Genomic DNA, 12,038 nt, shown 5'->3' with positions numbered 1-12,038 from the left:
CACAACGCCGAACGCACCCGCTATATGCCCATGCTCAGGGTCGCCAAAAGTGGGGGCGAATGCTGGTCGGCTGCGACAACCCGGTAGAAATGCGGGCGGCGGCCGACCGGCCGCACAGCCGTGACGGAGGGATCCCGTGGCCATCACCCGACTGCCGAGCGCCGGATTTTCGATCACCATCCGGATCGCCGTGACCGCGGACGCGTCCTCGATCGGCCGGCTCACCACCTCCGTGGGCGAGGCCGGCGCGATCGTCACGGCGTTGGACGTGGTGGACTCCGACCCGACGAACGTGATCGTCGACCTGACCTGCGACACCGCCGACGCCGGCCACGCCGACCAGGTGGTCGACGCGCTCACCGCGCTTGACGGCGTGGACGTGCGCAAGGTGTCGGACCGGACGTTCCTCCTGCACCTGGGCGGCAAGATCGAGGTGACGTCGAAGGTCGCGCTGCGCAACCGCGACGAGCTGTCCCGGGCGTACACCCCGGGGGTGGCCCGGGTCTGCATGGCCATCGCCGAGAACCCGGCGGACGCCCGTCGACTGACCATCAAGCGCAACACCGTCGCGGTGGTCAGCGACGGCTCGGCGGTGCTCGGCCTGGGCAATCTGGGTCCGGCCGCCTCGCTGCCGGTGATGGAGGGCAAGGCCGCGCTGTTCAAGCGCTTCGGCGGGGTGGACGCCTGGCCGGTGGTGCTGGACACCCAGGACACCGACGAGATCGTGCAGATCGTGAAGGCGATCGCGCCGGCGTACGGCGGGATCAACCTGGAGGACATCGCCGCGCCGCGCTGCTTCGAGATCGAGGCGCGGCTGCGCGAGGCGCTGGACATCCCGGTGTTCCACGACGACCAGCACGGCACCGCGATCTGCGTGCTGGCCGCGCTGACAAACGCGCTGCGGGTGGTGGGCAAGCAGCTTGAGGACGTCCGGGTGGTCGTCTCCGGCGCCGGCGCGGCCGGCACCGCGATCATGAAGCTGCTGCTGCGCCAGGGCGTCGGCGACATCATCGCGTACGACCGGCAGGGCGCCCTGCACCGTGGGCTGACCGGGCTCAACTCGGCGTGGCAGTGGCTGGCGGACAACACCAACAGGGAGAACTACTCGGGCGACCTGCCGGGCGCGATCCGGGGTGCCGACGTGTTCATCGGGGTGAGCGCGCCGAACCTGCTCACCGGCGACGACATCGCCCAGATGGCCAAGGACTCGATCGTCTTCGCGCTCGCCAACCCGGACCCGGAGGTCGACCCGCGGGAGGCGCGTAAGCACGCCGCCGTGGTCGCCACCGGCCGCTCGGACCAGCCGAACCAGATCAACAACGTGCTCGCCTTCCCGGGCGTGTTCCGCGGGATGCTCGACGCGCACGCCGAGGAGTTCACCGAGGAGATGGCGATCGCGGCTGCCCGGGCCATCGCCGACGTGGTCGGCGAAGACAAGATCAACCCGACGGTGATCGTGCCGAGCGTCTTCGACCCCCGGGTCGCACCGGCGGTCGCCGCCGCCGTCCGCGCCGCCGCGCACAACCCCAGCCCACTCCCGGCAGCCGACCCCGGCCCGGCGGACCTCCCCGAGATCGCGGCGAACGCCAGCGCCGCCCCGTGACGCACTCCCCCTGTTGATCAAGAGGTTCGCGTCAGGATCCGCGTAGTTCCTGACGCGAACCTCTTGATCAACCCGGGTGCCGGGTCAGGCCGGGTGGCGGGTCAGGGTGGAGAGGTCGACCTCGCCGGTGGCCACCAGGACGGCGGGGCCGGACAGCCAGCAGGAGTCCGCCGTGACCGTCACCGTGAGGCGACCGCCGGGCACGTCCACGGCGACCACTCCGGTGTCCCGGCCGGCGTCGCGCAGGGCCACCGCGCCCACCGCGCACGCACCGGTGCCGCAGGACAGGGTCTCGGCGCTGCCGCGCTCGTACACCCGCATCAGGCTGTGCGCGTCGGTGGCGTCGACCGGGTCGCCCGCCACGATGAACTCCACGTTCACCCCGCTGGGGAAGACCGTCGGGTCGAACCCGGGGGCGACCGTCAGGTCCAGCGCGGACAGCTCCACGCCGGCCGGCAGGACACACACCAGGTGCGGATTTCCAAGATCCACAGCGGTGCCCGGCAGGGTCAGCCCGCCCAGGGTGGCTGTCGACGTGTCGTACACCAGGGGGCGGCGCATCTCGACGGACACGGCGTCACCCTCGACCAGCGCGCGCACGACGCCGGCCCGGGTGGCCACCGGCAGCGCCGCGCCGGCCGGCGTGGCCAACCCGGCGTCGAGCAGGTAGCGCACGAACACGCGGGCACCGTTGCCGCACATCTCGGCGAACGAACCGTCGGCGTTCCAGTAGTCCATGAACCACTCGGCCTCGCCGGCCAGCCCCGCGCCGTCCGGGTGCTTGGCCGCCCGGACCACCCGCAGCACGCCGTCCGCGCCGATGCCCCGCCGCCTGTCGCAGAGCGCCGCGACCAGCTCCGGGGTCAGGTCGAGCTGACCGTCCGGGTCGGGAAGGAGGACGAAGTCGTTGCCGGTGCCGTGGCCCTTGGTGAACTCCACGCCTCCATCATCGCGCAGCGGCCGGCGCCAGACGCAGGGCGGCCCCGATCAGGTCCGGCGCGGCCGAGTCCAGCCAGTGGATCCGCGGGTCGCGCCGGAACCAGGACCGCTGCCGGCGGACGAACCGCCGGGTGGCCCGGACCGTCTCGTCGTGCGCCTGCGCCTCGGTCAGCTCACCGGCGAGCATCCGCAGCACCTGCTGGTAGCCCAGCGCCCGACTCGCCGTCCGCCCCTCGGGCAGCCCCCGCCCGACCAGCTCACGGGTCTCCGGCACCAGACCGTCGGCCCACATCCGGTCGACCCGCAGGGCGATCCGCTCGTCCAGCAGCGCGGTGTCCAGGTCGACGCCGAGCTGCACGGACGGGTAGTACGGCGTCGGCTGCGGCAGCGACGCCGCGAACGGCGCGCCGGTGAGCTCGATCACCTCCAGGGCGCGGACGATCCGCCGACCGTTGCCGGGCAGGATGCCCTCGGCGGCCACCGGGTCGGCGGCGCGCAGCCGCGCGTACAGCGGCGCCGGGCCGACCTCGGCCAACTCCCGTTCCAGCCGCTCGCGCAGCGCCGCGTCGGTGCCGGGGAACTCGAAACGCTCAAGCACCGCCCGCACGTACAGCCCGGACCCACCGACCAGCAGCGGCACCCGCCCCCGGGCCAGGATGTCGTCCACCGCCGCGCGTGCCAGCCGCTGGTACTCCGCGACGCTCGCCGGCTCGGTGACCTCCCAGATGTCCAACAGGTGGTGCGGCACCCCCTCCCGCTCGGCGGGGGTCAGCTTGGCGGTGCCGATGTCCATGCCCCGGTAGAGCTGCATCGAGTCGGCGTTGACCACCTCACCGTCCAACGCGTGCGCCAACGCGATGCTCAGCGCCGACTTGCCGGCCGCGGTCGGGCCGACCACGGCGACGACAGTGGCCCCCGCGTCGCTTGTCACACCCGCTCCCAGGAGGCCACGAAGTAGGCGACGCCGTAGGGGGCCGCGTCGTGCAGCAACTCGCCGCGCCACCCGCCGTCGGCCGAGCCGGCCGCCCTGGCGAGCACCTGCCACGGCGCGCGCCCGGCGGCCTTCAGCTCCGCCGACACCACCGGGTCGAGGTCGAGCAGAACCTCCAGGTCCGCCTCGGCCAGGGCCGTGGCGACCCGCTCGTCGTACGGCAGGGCGCGCGGGTCGTCGTAGCCGGGGGCCTTCTCGCCCCGGCAGGCCGACCCGTCTCCGAGCACCAGCAACGCCACCCGGTCACCCGCGACGCCGATCTCGTCCGCGAGCGCAGCCAGCTCGGCCGGGCCGGCGTCGGCGGCCACCTGCACGGCGGTCACCGGCGCTCGCGCGTCGTGCCGGGCCAGCAACCACGCGCCGATGGTCAGGCTCAACGGCAGCACCGCACCCCGGTCGGGCTGGCCGGGGACCAGCGGCACGTCCAGGTCGACACCCCACGGCTGGAGGGAACCGGTGGCCGGGGTGTGGATCGGGCCGGTCACCGGGCCGGTGCCGAGCAGCACCACGGTGTCCGGGTCGACGGCAAGCAACCGGCGTACGGCCCTGTCGCAGGCCGCCCGCAGGTCGTCCAGCTCGGGGGCCGCGGAGCCGGCCACCTCGGGCACGAGCAGGGGCGGATGTGGGCAGACGGCAGCGGCGACCAGGGGCACCCATTTACCGTAGCGGGAATCGTCGGTGCGTCTCCGCGCCGATCCGGTCATTCGGCCCCTAGGACACCGTATGGTCACGGTCGGCGATAGGCGCTCGACGCGGACCGGGTCGGACCTGTGACAATGCCGGAAGCAACTTGGCTGCGCCGTGGCGGCGGCGGGGGATCGATCCCTCGACGCCGGGAGAACGAGGATGGGCACATGAGCGACTGGACTGCCTTCGGACGGGTGGACGCGGACGGCACCGTGTACGTCAAGACCACCGAGGGCGAGCGGGTTGTCGGATCCTGGCAGGCGGGAGCACCGGAGGAGGGCCTGGCACACTTCGCGCGCCGCTTCGCCGATCTGGTGACCGAGGTGGACCTGACCGAAGCGCGTCTCAAGTCGGGTGCGGCCGACGCCGGGCACTCGCTGAGCACGATCCGGCGGATCCGTGCCACGCTGCCCGAGGCCAACGTGGTCGGCGACATCGACGCGCTTGCCGCTCGCCTGGACAAGCTGGCCACCCTCGCCGAGGAGAAGGCCGGCGAGGCGCGCGCTGCCCGGGACGCCGCTCGCGGCGAAGCCCTGGCCCGCAAGACCGCGCTTGTCGAGGAGGCCGAGAAGCTCGCCGCCGAGTCCACCGGTTGGAAGACCGCCGGGGACCGGCTCAAGGAGATCCTCGACGAGTGGAAGACCATCCGTGGGGTCGACAAGAAGGCCGACGGTGAGCTGTGGAAGCGCTTCGCCGCCGCCCGGGACGGTTTCACCCGACGCCGGGGCGCCCACTTCGCCTCGCTGGACTCCCAGCGTAAGCAGGCGCAGACGGTCAAGGAGGAGCTGGTCGCCGAGGCGGAGAAGCTTTCGGAATCCACCGACTGGGCCGCGACCGCCAACCAGCTCAAGGACCTGATGACCCAGTGGAAGGCCGCGCCGCGGGCTTCCAAGGAGGCCGAGCAGAAGCTCTGGGAACGGTTCCGGGGCGCGCAGGACGCCTTCTTCAGCAGGCGCAGTGAGGTCTTCTCCGCACGGGACAACGAGCAGCGCGGCAACCTGGAGCGTAAGCAGGCCCTGCTCGCCGAGGCCGAGGCGTTGGACATCGACGCCGACCCGAAGGGCGCCCAGGCCAAGCTGCGGGAGATCCAGGCACAGTGGCACGAGGCCGGCCGGGTGCCCCGCGAGGCAGCCGCCGGGCTGGAGCGTCGGCTGCGCGTCATCGACGACAAGGTCCGCGACGTGATGGACTCGGCGTGGCGCCGCACCACCAAGGAGGACAACCCGCTGCTCGCCCAGATGCGGTCGCAGGTGGCGGAGGCCGAGGAACGGCTGGCCCGGGCCCAGAGCGCCGGGGACGCACGCCGGATCAAGGACGCCGAGCAGGCGCTCGCCGCCAAGCGGCAGTTCCTCCAGCTCGCCGAGCAGGCAGCCGGCTGAGCTGACGTCGTCCGGGAGCCCCCGGTCCCTCGACGGGACCGGGGGCTCCGGCGTGTCAGGACCCCGCGTCGCGCACCGTGCCCGCGCGCCCGCCGCCCGCGCCCGCGCCGCGCGCTCGCACCCGCGCCCGCGCCCGCGTCAAGATCCGCGCAAGTACCCGGATGTTGCTGCCTCCGACGCCCGTGAGACAGCAAAATCCCTGATGTTGCGCGGATCTTGAGGACGAGCACGGTCCTGAGAGACCCGGAGCGCGGCGCGGGCCGGGCAGCGCGAGCGGCCAGCGCGAGCGGGTGGGCGGCGCGCAGGTTGACGCATCGAGGTGGGCTGATCAGAATGAGCGACGGAGCCAGGTAGGGCCACCGGCACGAGGGCGACGAGGGCGGAACATCCGCCGTCGAGGGTCGCCGGTGAGCCTCCGCGAGTGACCACGTCCGCGTGACATGGGCCGTCGCGCACTGTCCGCGTACCCCTGGGGGACCGTGACGTGCGGACGGCCGCCTGCCGGCGTCGTCGCCCGACGACGCCGGGCATCCGAAGTGGAGCTCGAATGTTCCGTCCGAAAGCTCTCGGCGGTGCGCTTACCGCGCTCGCCACCGTTGCGGCTGGCGTGTTCATCGCCACCGCCGTCAGCACCAGCCCGGCCGTCGCCGCTGGCACCGGCACCGGCTACCTGCACACCAACGGCAGTCAGATCGTGGACAGCACCGGTGCCACCGTCCGGTTGACCGGGATCAACTGGTTCGGCATGGAGACCGACAACAAGACCTTCCACGGGTTGTGGTCGAGCAACCCGTGGCGGGGGCAGCTCGACACGATGGCCCGGCTGGGCTACAACACGTTGCGGGTGCCGTATTCGAACGACGCGCTGAAGCCGGGCGCGACCGCCACCGGGATCAACGACTTCGTCAACCCGGACCTGATCGGGCTCTCGCCGTTGCAGATCCTGGACAAGGTGATCGACTACGCCGGCAGCAAGGGGATGCGGATCATCCTGGACCGGCACCGGCCGACGTCGGCCGGGCAGTCGCCGCTGTGGTACACGTCGACGGTCTCCGAGGCGACCTGGATCAACGACTGGAAGATGCTCGCCCAGCGGTACGCGGGCAACCCCACGGTGATCGGCGCGGACCTGCACAACGAGCCGCACGCCGAGGGCACCAACCCGGCGGCCACCGGCGCGTGCTGGGGCTGCGGCGACACCACCCGGGACTGGCGGCTCGCCGCCGAGCGGGCCGGCAACGCCATCCTCGGCGTCCAGCCCAACTGGTTGATCTTCGTCGAGGGGGTGAGCTGCCCGAGTGGTGGTCTCTCCAACGTCTGGGACAACGACCCGAGCAACGACGAGGACTGCGGTTGGTGGGGCGGCAACCTGTCGAAGGCCGGCCAGTTCCCGGTGCGGCTGAACGTGGCCAACCGGTTGGTCTACTCGCCGCACGAGTACGCCACGTCGGTCTACCACCAGACCTGGTTCGACGCCCCGGACTACCCGGCGAACATGCCGGCCATCTGGGACAAGTACTTCGGTTACCTCTACAAGCAGAACATCGCGCCGATCATGATGGGCGAGTTCGGCAGCACCCTGGCCGACCCGAAGGACCGGGTGTGGCTGGAGAAGTTGATGGCGTACACCGGCACCGGGGTGACGGGCATGTCCTTCACCTACTGGTCGTGGAACCCCAACTCGGGTGACACCGGCGGCATCGCGCTTGACGACTGGACGAACGTCAACACCACGAAGCAGGCGATCCTCCAGCCGTACCTGATCGCCCCGTCGGGTGGCGGACCGACCGGTGGACCGACCGGCGGACCCACCGGCGGACCGACCGGTGGGCCGACAACCCCGCCGCCGGGTGCCTGCACGGCCACCTACCGGCAGGTCAACGCCTGGCAGGGTGGCTTCCAGGGTGAGTTGACGGTGAAGAACACCGGTTCCGCCGCGGTGAACCCGTGGTCGGTCACCTGGACCTGGCCGTCCGGGGTGACGTTGGGCAGTGGCTGGAACGCCACCGTCTCCCAGTCCGGTACGACGGTGACCGCCGCCGCGCCGGGGCATGCCCCGTCCCTGGCGGCGGGCGGGTCGGTCACCGTGGGCTTCACCGCGAACGGCACCGCAAGCGCGCCGGGTGCGGTGAAGCTCAACGGCGCCGGCTGCTGAACCACCGGGACGGCCGATGCGGTGTGCATCGGCCGTCCCGGCCATTTACATCCAGCTACTTCTATGTTCCCATCGGGAAAGCGCTTGCCTCCGCAGGGCGGGCGCGAGCGCGGGAGCCGCTTTCCTTCACGTCATCGCACCGGCGGGCCCGAGGACCACCGGTCCCGGCCACGATGTCGCCGCCCACGGGCATGGGCGTCGCGACGGTCCGTCCGCCACACCGAAAGGAAGCAGCATGCGCACAGGACGGCGTCGAATGACGCTGATCGCCACCACCGCCGCAGCCACCGCCAGCCTCGTCACCGCCGGGCTGCTGACCTCCGTTTCCGCGCAGGCGGCCGCCGGCTGCCGGGTCGCCTACACGGTCGCCAGCCAGTGGCCGGGCGGGTTCACCGGCAACGTCACTGTCACCAACCTCGGCGACCCGGTCTCCGGGTGGACGCTGCGCTGGTCGTACGGGGCCGGGCAGCAGGTCAGCCAGGCGTGGGGCGCCACCCTCTCGCAGACCGGGAGCCAGGTCTCCGCGGCCAACGTCGACTACAACGGCAACCTGGCGACAAACGGCAGCGCCTCGTTCGGCTTCAACGCGAGCTGGAACAGCGCCAGCAACCCCGACCCGACCAGCTTCACCCTGAACACCGTCGCCTGCACCGGCGGCACCACCACACCGACCACTCCGGGCACCCCGGGCACCCCGGGCACCCCGACGACCCCGCCGATCCCGAGCGATCCGCCGCCCAGCGTCCCGCCACCGACAGGTCTCGTCGGCTGGGCCACCCAGAACGGCGGCACCACCGGCGGCGGCGGCGCACCGACCACCACCGTCACCAACGCCTCGGCGCTGACCAGCGCGTTGAACGCCACCGGCGCGGCGGTGATCCGGGTGTCCGGCACGATCTCCTGCTCGGGAATGCTGCGGGTCCGGTCCAACAAGACCATCCTCGGCAACTCCGGCGCCACCATCGCCGGCTGCGGACTCAACGTCAGCGGTGACCGCAACGTCATCATCCGCAACCTGACGTTCCGGGACTGGAACGACGACGCGATAAACGTGCAGGAGTCGGCCACCAACATCTGGATCGACCACAACACCTTCAGCAACGGGTACGACGGCGCGGTCGACATCAAGCGCGGATCGGACTTCGTCACCGTGTCGTGGAACCGGGTCTTCAACCACGACAAGACCATGCTGCTCGGCCACAGCGACGACAACGGCGCCCAGGACACCGGCCACCTGCGGGTGAGCTACCACCACAACTGGTTCGACGGGAGCAGGCAGCGCAACCCCCGGGTGCGCTTCGGCAACCCGGTGCACGTGTTCAACAACTACTACCGGGCCAACGGCGGCTACGGCGTGGCCTCCACCGAGAACGCCGGCGTGCTCGTCGAGGGCAACTACTTCGAGAACGTCAACGACACGTACCACCTGGGCGAGGCCGACTCCGGGCCGGGCCGTCTGGTCGCCCGGAACAACCACTTCGTCAACTCACCCGCCGGGCAGACCGGCGGCAGCGTGGCAGCCATCCCGTACTCGTACCAGCTCGACACCGCGAGCAACGTCAAGTCCATCGTGACCGCGGGCGCCGGCGCCGGCCGGATCACCGTCTGAGCGCGGAAGGGCCCCTCGACGAGGGGCCCTTCCCTGCGGTCAGTGGGTGGCGCAGCCCGCGGTGGGTGCGGGCGCGACCGGCGGCGCGCCGATCGTCGGCAGACCGAGCAACACCCCGGGGGTACGCGGGGAGCGGCCCGCCTCGGCCGCGTCGCCGGCCCGGGTCCGCCGGTGCGACACCGGCGCACCGTCGGCGTTGAGGTGATGCGGGGCGGCGTACGTGATCGTGGTGTGCACGATGTCGCCCGGCCGGATCTGGTCGGCCATCGACTCCGCGCCCGGCGCCTGGGTCGCGAAGTGCACAAGCCGGCCGTCGCGGGCCCGACCGGACATCCGCCCGGTCCGCTCGTCCTTGCGGCCCTCGCCGACCGCGACCAGCACCTCGACGGTCTCCCCGACCAGCCGCTTGTTCTCCGCCCAGGTGATCTCCTCGACGCAGGCGACAAGCCGCTCGTAGCGCTCCTGCACGACCTGCTTGGGTAGCTGGTCGTCCATCGTCGCGGCGGGGGTGCCGGGGCGCTTCGAGTACTGGAAGGTGAAGGCCGAGGAGAACCGGGCCTCGCGGACCACGTCCAGGGTGCGCTGGAAGTCGGCCTCGGTCTCGCCGGGGAAGCCGACGATGATGTCGGTGGTGATCGCCGCGTCCGGCATCGCCGCCCGGACCTTCTCGATGATCCCCAGGTAGCGCTCGGAGCGGTAGGACCGGCGCATCGCCTTCAGCACGTCGTCGGAGCCGGACTGCAACGGCATGTGCAGCGAGTGGCAGACGTTCGGCGTCTCGGCCATCGCGGCGATCACGTCGTCGGTGAAGTCCTTCGGGTGCGGGCTGGTGAACCGGACCCGCTCCAGCCCGTCGATGTCGCCGCAGGCCCGCAACAGCTTGCCGAAGGCGTACCGGTCGCCGAACTCCACGCCGTAGGAGTTGACGTTCTGACCCAGCAGGGTCACCTCCAGCACGCCCTCGTCGACCAGGGCGCGCACCTCGGAGAGGATGTCGCCGGGACGGCGGTCCTTCTCCTTGCCGCGCAGGGCGGGCACGATGCAGAACGTGCAGGTGTTGTTGCAGCCCACCGAGATCGACACCCAGCCGGCGTAGGTGGACTCGCGGCGGGTGGGCAGCGTGGAGGGGAAGACGTCCAGGGATTCCAGGATCTCCACCTCGGCGGCGGCGTTGTGCCGGGCCCGTTCCAGCAGCACCGGCAGCGCGCCGATGTTGTGGGTGCCGAAGACCACATCCACCCAGGGCGCCTTACGGACGATCTCACCCCGGTCCTTCTGGGCCAGGCAGCCGCCGACCGCGATCTGCATCCCGGGGTGCTTGTCCTTCACCGGGCGCAGGCGACCGAGGTTGCCGTAGAGCCGGTTGTCCGCGTTCTCCCGGACGGCGCAGGTGTTGAACACGACGATGTCCGGGGTGTCGTCGGCGGGCACCGCGCGTACGTAGCCAGCCTGTTCGAGCAGGCCGGAGATGCGCTCGGAATCGTGGACGTTCATCTGGCAGCCGTACGTCACGACGTTGTAGGTCCTAGCCACCCTCTTGGTGCCCCTTCCCCTCGGGCTACCAGGGTAGCGGCCCGTTTGGCGGCCCCAACCCACCGGCATTGACCCGGCGGCCCATGGCGGGCATCCACGACGGGCAGTACGCTGCACAACAAGAATGTGTTCTGGGCGATTTCGGGGGCTTTGCACTCGGCGCCGACGATGCGCGGCTCCGTTCACGGGGGAGCACATGACGACCCGCGGGAGGCCAACCGTGACGCGACAAGATGCGACACAGCGCACCGTCACGACTCCGGACGGGCGGCGCCTCGCCGTGGAGACCTCCGGTGCGCCCGACGGGCCTGCGGTCTTCCTGCTGCACGGCACCCCGGGCAGCCGCAGCGGCCCCCGGCCCCGCGGCATCGTCGTCTACCGCCTCGGCGTGCACCTCGTCTGCTACGACCGGCCCGGTTACGGCGACTCCGACCGGCACGAGGGTCGGCGGGTGGCCGACGCCGCCGCCGACGTCGCGGCGATCGCCGACGACCTCGGCATCGAACGGTTCGCGGTGGTCGGCAGATCCGGCGGCGGGCCGCACGCCCTGGCCTGCGCGTCGCTGCTGCCCGACCGGGTCACCCGAGCCGCCGTGCTGGTGGGGCTCGCCCCGGCCGGCGCGCCCGACCTGGACTGGTACGCCGGGATGGCCGCGACGAACGTGACGGACTACGGGCAGGCCGACGAGGACCTGACCGAGCTGACCCTCAACCTGAAGGTCCGCGCCGAGGAGGCTCGACGGGACCCGATGACGCTGCTGGACTTCCTCCGCCCCCAGTTGCCCGACGAGGACATCCGGGTCGTCGACGACGTCGCGATCCGCCGACTGCTCACCGACATGTACGCCGAGGCGCTGCGACACGGCCCCGAGGGCTGGATCGACGACGTGTTGGCGATCCGCCGGGGCTGGGGGTTCGACCTCGGCGCCATCCGTGCCGAGGTCCGGCTCTGGCACGGCGAGCAGGACCGCTTCTCCCCGGTGGAGCACTCCCACTGGCTCGCCTCGCGGATCCCGCGTGCCCAGGTGCAGGTGCAGCCCGGTGCCGCGCACTTCGGAGCGGTGGAGATCCTGCCGCAGACCCTGACCTGGCTGGCCACCCCGGACCTGGCGACCAGCCCACGGCTCTGAACGGTCGACGCGG

The 12,038-nt window shown here is 71.7% G+C and carries 9 protein-coding genes; 5 read left to right on the top strand and 4 right to left on the bottom strand.

Features of this window, described 5'->3' with window-relative positions; all coding sequences use genetic code 11:
- The first annotated feature begins 136 nt into the window (after positions 1-136).
- Complete coding sequence (locus tag AB0F61_RS00920) at positions 137-1,603, top strand: NAD-dependent malic enzyme (RefSeq protein ID WP_357801825.1); 1,467 nt, start codon at positions 137-139, stop codon at positions 1,601-1,603.
- 84 nt (positions 1,604-1,687) lie between these two features.
- Here the strand turns inward: AB0F61_RS00920 and dapF are convergent, their stop codons facing one another.
- The 3 genes from dapF to AB0F61_RS00905 are packed head-to-tail and all read right to left on the bottom strand — an operon-like array spanning position 1,688 to position 4,237.
- Positions 1,688-2,542: a diaminopimelate epimerase gene (gene dapF / locus AB0F61_RS00915; RefSeq protein WP_357801822.1), complete on the bottom strand. Its 855-nt coding sequence runs from the start codon at positions 2,540-2,542 to the stop codon at positions 1,688-1,690.
- Between the two features lie 7 nt (positions 2,543-2,549).
- Positions 2,550-3,473 (bottom strand): tRNA (adenosine(37)-N6)-dimethylallyltransferase MiaA, encoded by a 924-nt coding sequence (miaA, locus tag AB0F61_RS00910; protein WP_357801820.1) that lies wholly within the window; start codon positions 3,471-3,473, stop codon positions 2,550-2,552.
- Positions 3,470-4,237, bottom strand: coding sequence for a class III extradiol dioxygenase subunit B-like domain-containing protein (locus AB0F61_RS00905; RefSeq protein WP_357801818.1), 768 nt, complete (start codon positions 4,235-4,237; stop codon positions 3,470-3,472). Before AB0F61_RS00905 ends, miaA begins: the two co-directional genes overlap by 4 nt.
- A 150-nt stretch (positions 4,238-4,387) precedes the next feature.
- Here AB0F61_RS00905 and AB0F61_RS00900 point away from each other — a divergent pair, with 150 nt between their 5' ends.
- From AB0F61_RS00900 to AB0F61_RS00890, 3 genes are all read left to right on the top strand, one after another.
- Positions 4,388-5,599: a DUF349 domain-containing protein gene (locus AB0F61_RS00900; RefSeq protein ID WP_357801815.1), complete on the top strand. Its 1,212-nt coding sequence runs from the start codon at positions 4,388-4,390 to the stop codon at positions 5,597-5,599.
- Positions 5,600-6,146: 547 nt separating this feature from the next.
- The gene (locus AB0F61_RS00895) at positions 6,147-7,754 is read left to right on the top strand and encodes a cellulase family glycosylhydrolase (RefSeq protein ID WP_357801814.1); all 1,608 of its coding nucleotides are present in this window, start codon (positions 6,147-6,149) and stop codon (positions 7,752-7,754) included.
- Positions 7,755-7,989: 235 nt separating this feature from the next.
- Positions 7,990-9,363 carry a cellulose binding domain-containing protein gene (locus AB0F61_RS00890; protein WP_357801812.1) on the top strand — a complete coding sequence of 458 codons (1,374 nt, stop codon included), beginning with the start codon at positions 7,990-7,992 and terminating at the stop codon, positions 9,361-9,363.
- Between the two features lie 39 nt (positions 9,364-9,402).
- On the opposite strand, the gene miaB is transcribed toward AB0F61_RS00890, so the two are convergent.
- Positions 9,403-10,896, bottom strand: coding sequence for a tRNA (N6-isopentenyl adenosine(37)-C2)-methylthiotransferase MiaB (gene miaB, locus AB0F61_RS00885; protein ID WP_357801809.1), 1,494 nt, complete (start codon positions 10,894-10,896; stop codon positions 9,403-9,405).
- Between the two features lie 220 nt (positions 10,897-11,116).
- Here miaB and AB0F61_RS00880 point away from each other — a divergent pair, with 220 nt between their 5' ends.
- Entirely contained in the window at positions 11,117-12,025 is a 909-nt protein-coding gene (locus AB0F61_RS00880) for an alpha/beta hydrolase (protein WP_357801807.1), read from the top strand.
- Positions 12,026-12,038 lie beyond the last annotated feature (13 nt).

The organism is Micromonospora sp. NPDC023888, assembly GCF_040639415.1.
Classification (GTDB): Bacteria; Actinomycetota; Actinomycetes; order Mycobacteriales; family Micromonosporaceae; genus Micromonospora.
The sequence above is the reverse complement of the archived record's forward strand: the minus strand, read 5'-3'. Positions and strand labels throughout refer to the sequence as shown.